Below are 13822 nucleotides of genomic sequence, written 5' to 3'. Positions count from 1 at the left end.
TATTCGATATATTTTAAAAAGCGTTGATATGTTGGTATTGTTTATTTTTTTGGTATAGTTGTTTTAATAAAACGATATAAATTGAACTAAAAAGTATATATCCGATTAAATAATAGAATGAAAACATATCGAATTGTTTTGTTATCATAATTCGAATAGCGAAAAAGCTGAATGGGAGAGCAATTAGCAGTCTTGAACTGATGAAAATAATTGTTTTAAAGTATTTTAATAAATCTATATTCCAATGGTTTTCTCTAAAGATAAACCAAATGTTGCTTGCAATAAAGGCTAGTAAAAATGGTGAATTAGCAGAAAAATTTATAAAACCGAGTACAATAGGCACTGATAAAGCGCCGAGTGGACCGATAGATAGGCCGGAATAATATTTAATAAATGTATTTGTAGATTGCTGTGCATCTTGAATAACATCTGTATATTCTCCTGCAATTTCCTTTGCTAATTCTTTTGGAGGAAGAAATTCTTCAATCACTTGTGAAGGGATGATTTCTAATGGTATCCCTTCACTTTCTTTACTTAATGCATTTTCATATAAATCGGACTTGATTTCTAGCACATGTTGTTCTCTTGCTGATATAGGTAAGTTCATTAAACCTTTATGAAGATCATGTAAGAAAGAAGTAATGAGTTCATTTGAAAAGAATTGTTCTTTGTTCATTTTTTATCCTCTCCTTTAGCTAGTAACATTAGAGCATGATACACTGCATCATAATCATGTAAGCGACTATTTAAAATTTCTCTCCCTTCGTCTGTAATGCGATAGTATTTTCTTTTTGGCCCATCACCGGACTCTTCCCAATAGGAAACAGCCCAATTGTTTTTCGTGATTCGATTTAATATAGGGTAAATCGAACCGTTCGGGATATGAAACACGGGGATATCTTGTAATGAGCTTGTAATTTCGTATCCGTACATAGGTTGTTTACTTATTAAAGACAAAATAGCGAGATCAAAAATACCTTTACGTAATTGAATTATAAAATTATCATTTTTTTCCATACTTTAACTATATATGATTCATATCTAGATATCAATCATATATAGTTGTTTTTTATTTACGTATTGACCTAGAGCTAACTCTAGGTTGTAAGATGAAAATGTAAAAACAAGGGGGAGAGAACATGTATAAAATCGGTGAAGTAGCAGAGTTAACAGGGATGGGCATTCATACTTTGCGTTACTATGAGAAATTAGGATTATTACCACCACCAACGCGAAATAGCGGGATTCGTCAATATACAGAAGGTGATGTGCGCCTATTAAAATTTTTATATTCGTTAAAACAAACTGGAATGTCATTAGAAGAGATGACCGAGTTTGCAAGTGATGGATGTATTATAGAGGAAATTAGGCAGAGAAAAGAGGAAGTACCAGCGAAAGTAAAAAAGAGAATTTCAATTTTAACAACTCACTTGGAGCGATTAAAAGAACAACAGGAACAATTGCAAAAAGTTGTTCAGCTAACGGAGGAGAAGTTAGGAATTTATTATGGTTTTCTAGAAGAGAAAAACTCGGAGGCTGACAATGAATAATAAAGTATACGCTCAGTTACTTGGATTTGCGATTTGCACTGGTGGGACATTTAATGCTTCGAAATATGCCGTGCAGTATTTCGAAGCGATTCATATAGCAGCATGGCGCTTTGGAATTGCTGCACTTGTGATGTTATGTTTGTTAAAAATACGAAAAGATTTTGAAGTAGCGGTATGGAGGGAGAATAGGGCTTATTACCTGTTGTTAGGTATTGTTGGTGTATTCGGTTTTAATTTCTTTTTCTTTTTAGGTATGAAACATACAGAAGCCATGAATGGTGCACTGATTATGGCGACGAATCCGCTCGTTACGACGCTGTTAGCACGTTTTATTTTACGAGAAAAAATTATAAAACGTCAGGCTATTGGAATGTTACTTGCATTACTTGGTGTTGTTTTTGTACTTACACAAGGTTCGTTTACAATACTACAAAACTTATCATTTTCAAAAGGGGATTTTTATATTTTATTAGGGAATATTTGCTGGGCGTTATACGGTGTATTAAGCAGAAGGTTTATTAAAACGGGGAGTCCAATACAAACTACGATATATACGATGACTATTGGTGCTCTTGCCTTTATTATGATATCTTCTACGCAAAAAAGTATAGTACCAGTTTTGGAAATTCCCCTATTAGCTTGGGGAGCGATTCTCTTTATGGCAATCGGAATGAGTGTGCTCGGTTACTTATGGTGGAATAATGGGGTTGCTCAAATTGGTGCAGCGAGAACATCTTTATTTTTTAATTTAGTGCCTGTTGTTACAATGCTTATTTCTTATATTGAAGGAGTCAATATAACATCCGCACAATCTGTAGGAATGATATTAGTTGTTACGGGAGTATTGTGTTCTTCTGGTTTTATACAAAGAAAACCAAAAGAAAGTGTGAATATTTAACAATTTACATCTATAAGTGTTAGAATAATAAGAAAACTAAAAGGGGCTAAAAAGCATGTTCACACTTCGAGTAGATGACGAAATCGAATTACAGTTATTAGAGAAGCATCATAAAGAGGAACTATATCAATTAATAAACCAAAACCGTAACCATTTAAGAAGATGGCTTCCTTGGGTAGATGGGATGAAATCTGCTGGTGCGTATGATGAAATTTGTCCGATGTGGTTAAAGAAGTTTGCAGAGGGAGACGGTTTTGAAAGTGGTATACGTTACAAAGGAAAGCTCGTTGGGATGGTAGGTATTCATCCAGTAAGTTGGGGGAAGAAAGCAGCAAGTCTCGGATATTATCTGGCAGAAGATGCTGGTGGGACAGGTATTATGACGCGTAGCGTGAAAGCTGTACTTCACTATGCATTTGAGAATTTAAAATTAAATAAAATAGAAATTAGATGCGGTGTTGAAAACGTGAAAAGCCGCGCTATTCCAGAGCGTTTAGGTTTTAAGTTAGATGGTATTTTAAGAGATGATGAATGGCTATACGATCATTTTCACGATATCGCTGTATATAGTTTACTAGCTTCAGAGTGGAAGGAGATCCGATGAACGAGAAGATACGCATTATTCCATATGAAAGTACGTTTCAAGATGAAGTAATAGATCTTATCGTTCATATTCAGCAAAAAGAGTACAATGTTCCCATTACGAAAGAAGAGCAGCCCGACCTGCTTGAAATAGAAACGTTCTATCAAAGGGATCATGGAAACTTTTGGATAGCAACTTATGATGATAAAGTAGTTGGAACAGTAGCTTTATTAGATATTGAGAATCAACAAGTAGCGCTAAGAAAAATGTTCGTAAAAAAAGAATTTCGGGGAAAAGGGTGGGGCGCATCACATAAGTTGCTCCAAACAGCAATTTCGTGGGCTGAGAATAAAAAGCTGAAAGATATTTACTTAGGAACGACAGTGAAGTTTTTAGCAGCGCATCGTTTTTATGAAAAGAATGATTTCCAAAGTGTGAGTATAGATGAGCTGCCAAAAAGTTTTCCAGTGTTACAGGTAGATAAGAAATTCTATAGGTATATCGTTTAAGAAGGTCATTCAGAAATGGCCTTTTTTCATGACTAAAATGGAAAAAGTGGTATAATTTAGGTTAGGGGGTGTAGGTATGGACTTTCCGATTCAAAGAAGTAAGTCAGTAGTAATTTTCGTTTGTCTCACGTTAGTTTTTATGTTCGTATATCCACTTGTCATGATTATCTCAAATAAAGAGCAGTGGATGTCAGCGTTAATTGGAATGGGTTTATGCTTCCTTGTAAATGTGCCACTCGTTTGGGAAGTATTTATTAAAAAGCATAAAGTAGAAAATGGTGTATTAAAGTACGGCATTTTAAATGACGATATCGTATTGAAAGAGATAAGAATCATTCGTCAAGTTGGGAAATACCTTGAAATTACGACGAATGCATACAAAGTACATATGGTTACGATGCCGCAACATATGAATGAATTTTTGGCGCTTATCGAGAAAGAGAACCCAAATGTGAAAATAGAAATGGTAGGTAAGAAATGAAATATGTAAAACCTTTATTCTGTTTAGAAATTTTGTTTGTGCTCGTTGGTTGCACTAGAGTATATATGAAATGGGATCTGCCTCTATATGTACCAATATTAATAGGTACTATTGCAGTGGCGCTTTTATATTATTTTCATTTTCAGCAAACAAAAAGCGAGAAAAGTGGTTCCGTATAAGGGGGGATTAGAAATGAAAAAAGTCTGTATGTTATTTTTGCTTCTGTTAACGGCATCCGTTCTTTTCGTAGGGTGTAGTGCGAAGAAGGAAAAGGAAGATATGAACTTAGAAAAAGCGCAAAAAATTGAAATTGAATCGTTTACTGATTCGAGTGATAAAAAAACAATTACTGATAAGAAAGAAATTAAAAAGTTGTTTGAAGTAATGAAAATGGATGAGTGGGAAATGGAATCGGCTCCTATGGATACTCCGCAAGGGAAAACGTTTAAAATGTATCAAGAGGATACACCGAAATTATTGGATTCGAGTAAAGGTAAAAAAGAGTTACATGAAATTGGTACTATGACAGTATATAAAGATGTTCCTTATGTTGAGATTGAAATGAACAATAAGAAAATGAGTTTTAAAGTACAAGAAGATGTGGCTAAAAAGTTATTAGAGTATTAATGAAAAAAGCGCTCGGATAGAATTCCGAGCGCTTTTCATATTATTTTAAGTTCTCTGGGTTTAAAGCTTCTAGTTCAGTTACAACGAATCGTCCGTCTTTACGGATTAATACGTCGTCGAAGTAAATTTCACCGCCGCCGTATTCAGGGCGCTGAATGCATACTAAATCCCAGTGGATGTTAGAGTTGTTGCCGTTCCATGCATCGTCATAGGCTTGTCCAGGTGTGAAGTGGAAGCTGCCATCGATTTTTTCATCGAATAGAATGTCTCCCATTGGATGTAAGATGTATGGGTTTACGCCGATTGCGAACTCACCAACGTAGCGTGCGCCTTCGTCTGTATCGAAGATTTTGTTAATGCGCTCTGTATCGTTTGCAGTCGCGTTAACGATTTGGCCATTCTCAAACTTAAGTTGTACATTTTCAAATGTATAGCCGTTGTAAGGTGATGGTGTGTTGTAAGAAACTGTACCGTTAACAGAATCGCGAACTGGTGCAGAATATACTTCACCATCTGGAATGTTTAAATGACCTGAGCATTTAATAGCTGGAATGTCTTTAATAGAGAATGTTAAGTCAGTTCCAGGGCCAGTTAAGCGAACCTTATCTGTTTTATTCATTAATGTAACAAGGCTATCCATTGCCTTATCCATTTTACCGTAATCTAAGTTACATACCTCGAAGTAGAAGTCTTCGAAAGCTTCTGTGCTCATTTTAGCAAGCTGTGCCATAGAAGCATTTGGGTAGCGAAGAACAACCCAGCGTGTTTTCGGAACACGGATGTCTCTATGAACCTTTTTACCAACTGTTTGGCCGTGAACTTTCATACGTTCACTTGGAACATCGGCTTGTTCGTTAATGTTATCACCAGAGCGAAGGCCAATGTAAGCATCCATATCTTTCATTACGCTCGCTTCATATGCAGCGATTTGTTCGAAATGTTCTTCAGTAGCACCCATTAATAAAGAGCGATCTACTTGATGATCTTTTAAAGAAACGAATGGGAAACCACCAGCTGCATATGCTTCTTTTACAAGTGCTGTTACAAGTTCTTTTTGTAAGCCAAAGTTTTCAATTAATACTTTCTCACCTTTTTGTAATCGGATAGAGTAGTTAATTAAATTGTATGCTAACTTTTCAATACGTGGATCTTTCATATGTAAAGCCTCCCTACTAATTATGTATCCTCTCCTATTGTAACCTACTTAGTGGAATTTGTTGAATGATTTATGTTACAGTTAACGAATAAGTATGAAAATTCTAATGATAAGATAGGGATTAGAACGAAACGGAAAATGATTGTATAATAAGAGAAAGTATGAAAAAGATAAAGGAAGTGATGAAATGCAAGTTCTTTTATATGTAAGTGCGGCTATTATTGCGGTTGCTTTCGCTGTATTAGTAGTGTATGTATGCAGAACGTTGTTATCGGTTCAGAAGACGTTAGAAAACGTTGCAAGCACGTTAGAAGGTCTAGAAAAGCAAATGCAAGGAATAAGCGTAGAGACGGAGCAATTATTACATAAGACAAATGCGTTAGCTGATGATATTCAACAGAAGTCACAGTCGCTAAATAAAGTAGTAGAAGGTGTAGATGGAATCGGAACGACGATTCACTCTTTAAATACGAAGCTTCGCAATGTTTCAGAGTCTGTTACGGACGAAATTGAAAATAATGCGGATAAAGTAGCACAAGTTGTACAGTGGAGCAGCGCAGCAATTGAAGTATACAACCATTACCGTGCTACGAGACAAGAGAAAAAGGTTGAAAAAGAAGAGCGTAAACTTGAGAGAGCTGAGCAGAAGGCTGAAAAGAGAGAGAAGCGCTCTAGACTTCGCATGAGAGGTGAGTAACGATGAGTATGATGAAGATTGAAACGATTGAAGAACTTGAAGCGTTAGTAGAAAAGAACGAGCCTTATGTTCTTTTTAAACATAGTACGACATGTCCAATTAGTCACGGTGCATATACAGAGTTTCAAGCGTATTGTGGTGAAGAAAGAGAAGTGCCAGCATATTATTTATACGTACAAGATGCGAGAGATGTTTCGAACCATGTTGCAGAGCAGTACAGCATTAAACATGAATCTCCGCAAGTGTTATACATAAAAGATGGAATGGTAGTATGGCATACATCGCATTGGAATATTAAAAAAGAGGCTTTAGAAGAGAATGTAAAATAGGGGGAGGCAAGCGAAGGGCTTGCTTCTTTTTTATTTTGTTGCAATATATTTAATGGTACACTATAGATACATTAAAACTAAGTAAATTGACTTTTGAAAGTGGGTTTTAAGCAATGAAGAAAATGGCGTTATGCATCGCAAGCTTAAGTTTATTACTGGGGGCTTGCAGCAATAATACTATTGAGAAGAAAGATGAAGTTGTACAGAAAGATACGAAAGAAAAAAGTATGATTCCAAGAAATGCTGTTTCTAAGGATTACTATAGAACTGTTATTCCTTTAAAAGAACAAAAGGTAATTAATACAGTTAATGTTAAAACTAATTCTAAACTAGATTTGGCAGAATATGAAAATGGTTTAATGAATATTGCTTCAAAACAATTCGATACAGAAAATTACGTATTACAATTAAATCAATATATTCCAGAGAAAACAATTGATGAATTAGTTACGAAACAAGAAGTACCAGTTTTGACTAATATTATAGAACAGGACTACTTCGGCAAACAGAATTCAAATGAACTAAGCTTATCTGGTGTTGTTATTGGTTTATCTATGTCTTCAAGTGTATCTAATGAGGAAGCTATTTCTAAAGGCACTGAAGTCGCTAAGGGGCTTATAGAAGCTATTAATAAAAATGATAAATATAACAAATCTCCAATTACATTTGCTATATTCAAGCAAGAAAGTACAAGTTCTTTGAAGAATGGTACTTATATTTCAAGCGCTACTGTTCAAAAGAACGAGACTAACCTTGGAAATTGGGATACTATTGATGAAAAGTCGTATTCGTATCCTTCTCAAGAATTTGAGGGGGCACATGGGGAAGATAATGATAAGCTAAAGAATTTTTCTAAAGCAATGAAGGCATTTTCTCCAGGAGATTATATCCCTGTTAATGCTAAGATTTCTTATAAGCAAAATAAGATGGATAAATTAAAGATGGATATTGTCGTTAAATATAATGGTAAGTCAGAATTAATGGCATTCTCTCAAATAGCTGTTCAAAGTATGTTAGAACAATTCCCTAAAGATGCTAAAGTTCAATTACAGATAAAGTCCGAGAGTAAAATCGAGGCTGTTATTATAAAAGAGAAGAACAGCGATAAACCGTTTGTTTCTTTCCTATAAAATAAAAAAGACAGTTTTTAAGCTGTCTTTTTTATTTTATTTTATTTTATAAATTTTCCGCAGTTCAATGAGTTTATGAAAGAATTAAAAGTATTCGGAAGTAAATTATAAAAAGATTTCTTAGTCTATGTAGCCCGTGTTACATAGCTTTTTTACAAAAATTGCCCTTTTTTGCATAAAAAATACGAAAATACGAGAAAAGAAGCGAATTTTTTCGAAACTTTTGCGGGAAAATATTGTATGACCCAGCGTTTTTATCGTATCATTAGTAAAAGGAAGAACTCGGGACGATTGTTGGCATCTGCAAATAGAGTTGATGTCTTTTTTTCATTCAAGTGAACCGATACATAAAAATAGATAACATAAATAGAAGGAGTGTGCGAAGAGATGAACGTAACAATCTATGATGTAGCGCGTGAAGCAAATGTTTCAATGGCTACCGTATCACGTGTTGTGAATGGTAACCCAAATGTAAAGCCTACAACAAGAAAGAAAGTATTAGAAGCAATTGATCGTTTAGGATACCGCCCGAATGCGGTAGCACGTGGACTAGCAAGTAAGAAGACAACTACAGTGGGTGTTATTATTCCTGATATCTCAAATACGTTTTATGCAGAACTTGCTCGTGGAATTGAAGATATCGCAACAATGTACAAATATAACATCATTTTAAGTAACTCTGACCAAAACAAAGAGAAAGAGTTCCACTTATTAAATACGATGCTTGGGAAACAAGTGGACGGAATTGTTTTCATGGGTGAAGATATTACAGATATTCACGTTGAAGAGTTCAAAAAATCTCCAGTACCAATTGTATTAGCTGCGTCATTTGATGAGCAAAATGAAACGTCATCAGTAAATATTGATTATACACAAGCGGCTTACGATGCAATGAAGCATTTTATTGAGCAAGGACATAAACGTATCGGTTTCGTCTCTGGTCCTTTCATTGATAAAGCAGGAAGCGCGAAGAAGTTAGAAGGTTATAAAAAAGCTTTAGAAGAAGCAGGTATTTCATATGATGAAAATCTTATAATTGATGGAGATTACACATATGATTCAGGTATAGAAGCGTTTGAAAGACTTTGGAGCATTGATGAAAAACCAACAGCAATCTTCGTATCTTCTGATGAAATGGCACTAGGTGTAATCCACGCAGCACAAGACGCGGGATTAAACGTACCAACTGATATCGAAGTGCTTGGTTTTGATAACACACGTCTTGCATTAATGGTTCGTCCGCAACTTTCAACAGTTGTACAACCAATGTATGATATCGGTGCAGTAGCAATGCGTCTACTAACGAAATATATGAACAAAGAAAAAGTAGAAGATCACTCAGTTATCTTACCTCACCGTATCCAATTTAGAGATTCAACGAAGTAAGAATAAGGGAGCTCACAGCGATAGCTGTGAGCTCTTATTCATATTCAGGGTAATAGTGTTTAACTACTGTATCTACACTTTCAGTTTTCTTAACATGTAAAAGGCGTGCATATAATTCTTTTCCTGTTTCAAATGGTGTGTCATCTAGTTCGAAAACATGCAACACTTTTCGAAACGTCCATGTTACTTGCATATCGTACATATTATCGTACGTATCTTCAGACTGTAGAGCTATCTTTTCACCTAGCTCGTGAGCTTCCTCTAAAGTGTTCGCCTTAACGAGAATGATACTTTCTTCAAAAAGTGTATCGTGATTCTCTTCATAATGTTCATCAATTTTACTAGGATTAGGTTCACCTGAATGAACAGATTCAAATAATAATTTTACAGCGTACATATGAGATCAATCTCCTTATGCTGAATGTTTTACTTTATAAACAATACTCGCGATAAGTGAAGCCGGTATTGTAAATACGTTGCTTTGATAATGGTAATGGTAATGTATTTGGGATTCTTCATAAGACATTCGCTACAGTTGGGGTTATTCCTTGTTATATGTCACACAAGTGCAAATTTAACTATTATAGGGCAATGTCATGTATAATAGAAAGAAAAGGCTTGTGAGGGGGGAGAAGAGATGATCGTTCTTTGGATAATTACGCTTTGCATGACTGCTATTTTTGCATATATGACGTTAAAACAAAATGGCTTAAAGCGATTTGTTCCAGGAAGTATTCTTGCAGGAATCGCCCTTATCACGTATGTAATTTCAATTTTTACTGAAAGTATTTCGATAGATTTAAGTACGAGTTTAATGTTTATCGGTATTACACTATTTGCAGGTAGCATTATGGTACTTATGGTTGCAGGTATTATTGCATTTATTCATATGAATTCAGAAACGTTATAGCATATAAAAAAAGGCATGTCCCGAGAGGGGCATGCCTTTTATCCGTTCAATTATGCTCTATCTTTAGAAGAGTTTTGTTGTTTTAGTAAGTCGCGAATTTCGCCAAGAATTTCTTCTTCTTTTGTTGGTTCTGGAAGTTCTTCTTTCTTTTCTTCTTCTTCTCTTTTAGATGTTAGTTTGTTGAAAACTTTAACAAACATAAAGATAGCAGCTGCAATAATTAAGAAATCAAAAATAGTTTGGATGAAGTTACCATACATAATAGATGATTTACCGAATGTAAGTTTTAAATCTGTAAAGTTAACGCCGCCCAGTATCATACCAAGTAATGGTGTGATGATATCTTTTACTAAAGAACTAACGATTTTACCGAATGCAGCACCGATTACAACCCCGACAGCTAAATCGATTACATTCCCTTTGAATGCGAATTTTTTAAACTCGTTCCACATGTGTCAATCCCATCCTTTCCACGATTCATTATGAAATTTATAATTCCTATCAACATATTCTATAGAAATTTGTGATAGAAATAAAGAGGAAATGGGAATGAAAGTAAATTCTGAAAAATGTATCCGTTTTAATTTTTGCTTACAGCTTGTAGTAGAGATTGGAGCATTTGTTGAGATTTTAATCCTTCTAATCCATCTACAATAGGCTTTGTATCACCTTGTACACATTCGATAAAATGATGAACAGCATCTTCAAATCCGCGCTGCTTTAACGTTGTCTCCCATGATGGTGAACCACTTTGTGAAACGGAGTTTTCTTGCTCAACTTCAAATGTGTTCATATTTTTTACGCGAATGATTTTACCTGTCGTTACAAGTTCAACTTGTTCTAAGTTTGTACCAGCATGACGGTGCATCGCTGTAGAGAGTAACATTCCATTTGCAGTTGTGTACGTATGATGTCCGTAAAGGAGTTCATTTTTTTCGTTTATTTGCATCATATTATGAACGACGTTAAGGTCATCGTTAGCTAACCAACGAGCGGTATCTACAATATGTAAGTAATCATCTAACATCGTAAAGTCATACGTATATGGCCCTACTTTATTTGTGCGGTGCTTTTCAATTCGAATCCATGAAATATCATGAGCTTGTTCTTTGGCAGCGACGTACATAGGAACGAATCGACGGTTAAATCCGACCATTAATTTTCGGTTATGCTTTTCGCTCATTTCGACTAGCTCTTTAGCTTGATCTACTGTAGCTGCTAACGGTTTATCGACATAAACGTCGATACCTTTTTTTAGAAGTGTAGAAACGATTTCATAATGTGTAGCAGTTGAACTATGAACGAAGATTGCATCACATTCAGAAGCTAGTGTGTCCATAGAATGAAAGTCTTGAATACGATATTGTTGGCAAATTTGTTTTCTTTTCTCGGGGTTAGGTGTAAAGGCCCCTACAAAATTCCAATCTGTTTCTTTTGTAAGTGTTGGGAGATAGGCTTTTTGTGCAATATTTCCAAGACCAATCATTCCAATTTTAGGTTTGTTCATGTTTATTCCCACCCTATCAATATTGATGTAACGGGTTAAATGTAGCATAGGGTGGGGGAGGAAGGCAAAAATTAGCTTTTTACTTAGGTCCTTCTAGCAAGCCCTTCTCTATTTCTTTAAAGTTATGAGCATGTTGCAATGAAGGGAACATCATTATTGTCGTGTATATCGGAATCTGTAAGTAAAAGGATATATAAGGTAATTTATGTTAAAATGTAAAAGGGGATAAAACATCTGTGTCAACACGCACGATAGTTTGAGAGGGAGTGCTAGATTTTGGGGGCGGAATTAAAGAATAATAAATCAAACAAGGTTTTAAAGATTGGAACTAATATCATACTTATTTTATTAATTATTGGTGCAATACAAATGTTTTATGATGAAAATTATACAAATGACCATTTCGGTTGGTTATTTTTGGTCGCATTTTGGATGGTTAAAAGTATTTCTGATTTTACGATAAGTTTAAAAGAGGGAGATAAAAAGTCGGTATTAATTGATTTAGGTTTAGTGCTCTGTTCCTTTTATCTTTTTTTTGTTTATAGTATGAAATATTTCTTCTGAAAATCAACTCACTAACGAGGCTTTAATGGAATAAGCCTCGTCTCTTTTTATCTATGTTATTCAATATTTTCGCCAATTGTAAAAGTTGATTCCATATTAGAACGATCGATATATTTTATTGTGATAGTAAGTATTTTTCTTTGAAAATAGGACTCAATTCACTCCAAACATCAAATTTATTCCCATCTAAATCGTAAAAAATAAAATTCTTTCCAGTATGTCCTCTGTCTTCAATCTCTCCAACCATTATTTCTTTTTTCATAAAGTCTTTATGAATGGATTCAAGTGCATTCAAGCCATTAACTTCAAATGTTAAAGAAAAGCGTTCTTCACCGTGAAAATCGAAAAAATTTAAGCTTTGATTATTTTGAGATTTAATCAGAAAAAAGCTTTGGTTTGCAAAGTTAATAATAGCCTTGTCTTCGTCTTTAAAGCTCAACTCTGCTCCCAATTTGTTTACATACCAGTTTGAAGACAGTTCTACATTGGTAGCTGGAATATAAGTCGTTCCAACTCTTAATAATTTTTCTTTCACTCTATTCTCCCCTTTTAGCAAAATAGCACTCATAAACTAACTTGTTCTCTCTTTATGTACGTATTGCCTTTGTGAGTTTGTAATTTCTTTTACGTCCATAAAGATTGTTGAGTGGTAGTAGTGAAATGAGTGGCTTCTTCTAAAAAAGGATAATGGTTACTATACTCAAATGGCACAAAAATAGAATTACGTATACCCTCATGTATCTCAATGGAATATTGAATCGGGCACTGCACATCATGTCTTCCACACATAATGAGCGTCTTTGTTTTGATAGAAGGTAAACACTTTCTTAAATCAAATGACGGATATTCTTGAGAGAAGGCATTCATCCGGCTGACGGACATTGTTTTTTGGATGGGCTTAAAAAAATAAGAGTTGTAGTTTTCAGGTTTATACAAAGATAATTTTGTCCTCTTAGTAGAGAGTTCCTTTCGTTCTTCATTTGTAAGGTGAGGGCTTTTTAAATTTTCGATGAGTTGTTGCATATAGTGAAACTGTGGATGTTCTGGATGATAAATACAAAATGGTGTTTCGGTATAGTTACTTGCTGCAGCTCCAACGACAACCAATGATTGCAGTGAATTTGGATATGTAATCGCATATAAAAGTCCCAGCATACCGCCTGTTGAATGACCAGCGAAATGCCATATAGGAAGTTGTAAAGCTTCTTTTATTGCTTCTAAGTCGTGAATCGTTTCGAGCATATTTAATTCGTTTTCTGACTGGGCCTTTACAGAGTTACCAGCGTCTCGTAAATTAATGAGGAATACACGATGCGTGGAGGTGAAAACATCTGCAAAATAATCACCAGTTTCATTAAATTGTGAATAGTGATGTGTAATACAAAGCGGCTCACCATCGCCTTTTGTAAAGAGTTCGAATGTGCCACGTTTTGTGTGAATTATTTGTTGTTTCCACATAATATCACTACCTTGTCTTATAAGATTTAGACCAGTC

21 protein-coding genes and 1 pseudogene are annotated in these 13822 nt (G+C 34.9%); 13 read left to right on the top strand and 9 right to left on the bottom strand.

Annotated features, from left to right (window positions below):
- Nucleotides 1–13: 13 nt before the first annotated feature.
- Both KPL75_RS10070 and KPL75_RS10065 read right to left on the bottom strand, forming a co-directional pair.
- Nucleotides 14–676 carry an HAAS signaling domain-containing protein gene (locus KPL75_RS10070; RefSeq protein WP_219920557.1) on the bottom strand — a complete coding sequence of 221 codons (663 nt, stop codon included), beginning with the start codon at nucleotides 674–676 and terminating at the stop codon, nucleotides 14–16.
- Nucleotides 673–1017: a PadR family transcriptional regulator gene (locus KPL75_RS10065; RefSeq protein WP_219920556.1), complete on the bottom strand. Its 345-nt coding sequence runs from the start codon at nucleotides 1015–1017 to the stop codon at nucleotides 673–675. The genes KPL75_RS10070 and KPL75_RS10065 overlap by 4 nt, the downstream gene beginning before the upstream one ends.
- Nucleotides 1018–1139: 122 nt before the next feature.
- Between KPL75_RS10065 and KPL75_RS10060 the strand changes: the two genes are divergently transcribed.
- The 7 genes from KPL75_RS10060 (at nucleotide 1140) to KPL75_RS10030 (ending at nucleotide 4648) form a co-directional block, all read left to right on the top strand.
- Nucleotides 1140–1550 carry a MerR family transcriptional regulator gene (locus KPL75_RS10060; RefSeq protein WP_219920555.1) on the top strand — a complete coding sequence of 137 codons (411 nt, stop codon included), beginning with the start codon at nucleotides 1140–1142 and terminating at the stop codon, nucleotides 1548–1550.
- Entirely contained in the window at nucleotides 1543–2448 is a 906-nt protein-coding gene (locus tag KPL75_RS10055) for a DMT family transporter (RefSeq protein ID WP_219920554.1), read from the top strand. The genes KPL75_RS10060 and KPL75_RS10055 overlap by 8 nt, the downstream gene beginning before the upstream one ends.
- 55 nt (nucleotides 2449–2503) lie before the next feature.
- On the top strand, nucleotides 2504–3052 hold the full coding sequence (locus tag KPL75_RS10050; protein ID WP_219920553.1) for a GNAT family N-acetyltransferase: 549 nt from the start codon (nucleotides 2504–2506) through the stop codon (nucleotides 3050–3052).
- Complete coding sequence (locus tag KPL75_RS10045) at nucleotides 3049–3540, top strand: GNAT family N-acetyltransferase (RefSeq protein WP_219920552.1); 492 nt, start codon at nucleotides 3049–3051, stop codon at nucleotides 3538–3540. The genes KPL75_RS10050 and KPL75_RS10045 overlap by 4 nt, the downstream gene beginning before the upstream one ends.
- A gap of 76 nt (nucleotides 3541–3616) precedes the next feature.
- The gene (locus KPL75_RS10040; RefSeq protein ID WP_219920551.1) at nucleotides 3617–4021 is read left to right on the top strand and encodes a PH domain-containing protein; all 405 of its coding nucleotides are present in this window, start codon (nucleotides 3617–3619) and stop codon (nucleotides 4019–4021) included.
- A complete protein-coding gene (locus KPL75_RS10035) occupies nucleotides 4018–4200 on the top strand; it encodes a hypothetical protein (RefSeq protein WP_219920550.1) in 183 nt (60 codons plus the stop codon). Before KPL75_RS10040 ends, KPL75_RS10035 begins: the two co-directional genes overlap by 4 nt.
- A gap of 13 nt (nucleotides 4201–4213) precedes the next feature.
- A complete protein-coding gene (locus KPL75_RS10030; RefSeq protein ID WP_219920549.1) occupies nucleotides 4214–4648 on the top strand; it encodes a hypothetical protein in 435 nt (144 codons plus the stop codon).
- Nucleotides 4649–4688: 40 nt separating this feature from the next.
- Here KPL75_RS10030 and KPL75_RS10025 read toward each other — a convergent pair whose 3' ends face one another.
- Nucleotides 4689–5804 (bottom strand): aminopeptidase, encoded by a 1116-nt coding sequence (locus KPL75_RS10025; protein ID WP_219920548.1) that lies wholly within the window; start codon nucleotides 5802–5804, stop codon nucleotides 4689–4691.
- A gap of 187 nt (nucleotides 5805–5991) precedes the next feature.
- Here KPL75_RS10025 and KPL75_RS10020 point away from each other — a divergent pair, with 187 nt between their 5' ends.
- The 4 genes from KPL75_RS10020 to ccpA all read left to right on the top strand — a co-directional run bounded on the left by KPL75_RS10020 (nucleotide 5992) and on the right by ccpA (nucleotide 9346).
- Nucleotides 5992–6501, top strand: coding sequence for a DUF948 domain-containing protein (locus KPL75_RS10020; RefSeq protein WP_083595995.1), 510 nt, complete (start codon nucleotides 5992–5994; stop codon nucleotides 6499–6501).
- 2 nt (nucleotides 6502–6503) lie between these two features.
- A complete protein-coding gene (ytxJ, locus tag KPL75_RS10015) occupies nucleotides 6504–6830 on the top strand; it encodes a bacillithiol system redox-active protein YtxJ (RefSeq protein ID WP_002145356.1) in 327 nt (108 codons plus the stop codon).
- 113 nt (nucleotides 6831–6943) lie between these two features.
- On the top strand, nucleotides 6944–7960 hold the full coding sequence (locus tag KPL75_RS10010; protein WP_219920547.1) for a CamS family sex pheromone protein: 1017 nt from the start codon (nucleotides 6944–6946) through the stop codon (nucleotides 7958–7960).
- Between the two features lie 387 nt (nucleotides 7961–8347).
- Complete coding sequence (gene ccpA / locus KPL75_RS10005; RefSeq protein ID WP_219920546.1) at nucleotides 8348–9346, top strand: catabolite control protein A; 999 nt, start codon at nucleotides 8348–8350, stop codon at nucleotides 9344–9346.
- A gap of 34 nt (nucleotides 9347–9380) precedes the next feature.
- On the opposite strand, the gene KPL75_RS10000 is transcribed toward ccpA, so the two are convergent.
- Entirely contained in the window at nucleotides 9381–9743 is a 363-nt protein-coding gene (locus KPL75_RS10000) for a DUF4288 domain-containing protein (RefSeq protein ID WP_219920545.1), read from the bottom strand.
- Between the two features lie 15 nt (nucleotides 9744–9758).
- Nucleotides 9759–9872 (bottom strand): annotated as a pseudogene (locus KPL75_RS09995) (DUF3949 domain-containing protein); the annotation flags it as partial.
- 111 nt (nucleotides 9873–9983) lie between these two features.
- Between KPL75_RS09995 and KPL75_RS09990 the strand changes: the two are divergent.
- Entirely contained in the window at nucleotides 9984–10256 is a 273-nt protein-coding gene (locus KPL75_RS09990; RefSeq protein ID WP_002112306.1) for a DUF3917 domain-containing protein, read from the top strand.
- A 50-nt stretch (nucleotides 10257–10306) separates the two neighbouring features.
- Here the strand turns inward: KPL75_RS09990 and mscL are convergent, their stop codons facing one another.
- Together mscL and KPL75_RS09980 are read right to left on the bottom strand one after the other, a co-directional pair.
- Complete coding sequence (gene mscL / locus KPL75_RS09985; protein WP_144504702.1) at nucleotides 10307–10708, bottom strand: large-conductance mechanosensitive channel protein MscL; 402 nt, start codon at nucleotides 10706–10708, stop codon at nucleotides 10307–10309.
- Between the two features lie 128 nt (nucleotides 10709–10836).
- Complete coding sequence (locus tag KPL75_RS09980; protein WP_219920543.1) at nucleotides 10837–11763, bottom strand: Gfo/Idh/MocA family protein; 927 nt, start codon at nucleotides 11761–11763, stop codon at nucleotides 10837–10839.
- A 276-nt stretch (nucleotides 11764–12039) separates the two neighbouring features.
- On the opposite strand from KPL75_RS09980, the gene KPL75_RS09975 reads away from it, so the two are divergent.
- Nucleotides 12040–12327 (top strand): hypothetical protein, encoded by a 288-nt coding sequence (locus tag KPL75_RS09975; protein ID WP_219920542.1) that lies wholly within the window; start codon nucleotides 12040–12042, stop codon nucleotides 12325–12327.
- Nucleotides 12328–12442: 115 nt separating this feature from the next.
- Here KPL75_RS09975 and KPL75_RS09970 read toward each other — a convergent pair whose 3' ends face one another.
- Together KPL75_RS09970 and KPL75_RS09965 are read right to left on the bottom strand one after the other, a co-directional pair.
- A complete protein-coding gene (locus KPL75_RS09970; RefSeq protein WP_219920541.1) occupies nucleotides 12443–12862 on the bottom strand; it encodes a VOC family protein in 420 nt (139 codons plus the stop codon).
- An 89-nt stretch (nucleotides 12863–12951) separates the two neighbouring features.
- On the bottom strand, nucleotides 12952–13806 hold the full coding sequence (locus KPL75_RS09965) for an alpha/beta fold hydrolase (protein WP_219921092.1): 855 nt from the start codon (nucleotides 13804–13806) through the stop codon (nucleotides 12952–12954).
- Between the last annotated feature and the right edge of the window lie 16 nt (nucleotides 13807–13822).

Source organism: Bacillus sp. NP247, from assembly GCF_018966865.1.
Classification (GTDB): domain Bacteria; phylum Bacillota; class Bacilli; order Bacillales; family Bacillaceae_G; genus Bacillus_A.
This window is presented reverse-complemented; position numbering and strand designations above follow the sequence as displayed.

Excerpts from the sequence above, each read along its gene's own strand:
- KPL75_RS10000 (WP_219920545.1), bottom strand. The coding sequence starts at position 9,743 with ATGTACGCTGTAAAATTATTATTTGAATCTGTTCATTCAGGTGAACCT.
- ccpA (WP_219920546.1), top strand. The coding sequence starts at position 8,348 with ATGAACGTAACAATCTATGATGTAGCGCGTGAAGCAAATGTTTCAATG.
- KPL75_RS10025 (WP_219920548.1), bottom strand. The coding sequence starts at position 5,804 with ATGAAAGATCCACGTATTGAAAAGTTAGCATACAATTTAATTAACTAC.
- KPL75_RS10070 (WP_219920557.1), bottom strand. The coding sequence starts at position 676 with ATGAACAAAGAACAATTCTTTTCAAATGAACTCATTACTTCTTTCTTA.
- mscL (WP_144504702.1), bottom strand. The coding sequence starts at position 10,708 with ATGTGGAACGAGTTTAAAAAATTCGCATTCAAAGGGAATGTAATCGAT.
- KPL75_RS10020 (WP_083595995.1), top strand. The coding sequence starts at position 5,992 with ATGCAAGTTCTTTTATATGTAAGTGCGGCTATTATTGCGGTTGCTTTC.
- KPL75_RS10030 (WP_219920549.1), top strand. The coding sequence starts at position 4,214 with ATGAAAAAAGTCTGTATGTTATTTTTGCTTCTGTTAACGGCATCCGTT.
- KPL75_RS09990 (WP_002112306.1), top strand. The coding sequence starts at position 9,984 with ATGATCGTTCTTTGGATAATTACGCTTTGCATGACTGCTATTTTTGCA.
- KPL75_RS09980 (WP_219920543.1), bottom strand. The coding sequence starts at position 11,763 with ATGAACAAACCTAAAATTGGAATGATTGGTCTTGGAAATATTGCACAA.
- KPL75_RS10060 (WP_219920555.1), top strand. The coding sequence starts at position 1,140 with ATGTATAAAATCGGTGAAGTAGCAGAGTTAACAGGGATGGGCATTCAT.
- KPL75_RS10055 (WP_219920554.1), top strand. The coding sequence starts at position 1,543 with ATGAATAATAAAGTATACGCTCAGTTACTTGGATTTGCGATTTGCACT.
- ytxJ (WP_002145356.1), top strand. The coding sequence starts at position 6,504 with ATGAGTATGATGAAGATTGAAACGATTGAAGAACTTGAAGCGTTAGTA.
- KPL75_RS10050 (WP_219920553.1), top strand. The coding sequence starts at position 2,504 with ATGTTCACACTTCGAGTAGATGACGAAATCGAATTACAGTTATTAGAG.
- KPL75_RS10035 (WP_219920550.1), top strand. The coding sequence starts at position 4,018 with ATGAAATATGTAAAACCTTTATTCTGTTTAGAAATTTTGTTTGTGCTC.
- KPL75_RS10065 (WP_219920556.1), bottom strand. The coding sequence starts at position 1,017 with ATGGAAAAAAATGATAATTTTATAATTCAATTACGTAAAGGTATTTTT.
- KPL75_RS10010 (WP_219920547.1), top strand. The coding sequence starts at position 6,944 with ATGAAGAAAATGGCGTTATGCATCGCAAGCTTAAGTTTATTACTGGGG.
- KPL75_RS10045 (WP_219920552.1), top strand. The coding sequence starts at position 3,049 with ATGAACGAGAAGATACGCATTATTCCATATGAAAGTACGTTTCAAGAT.
- KPL75_RS10040 (WP_219920551.1), top strand. The coding sequence starts at position 3,617 with ATGGACTTTCCGATTCAAAGAAGTAAGTCAGTAGTAATTTTCGTTTGT.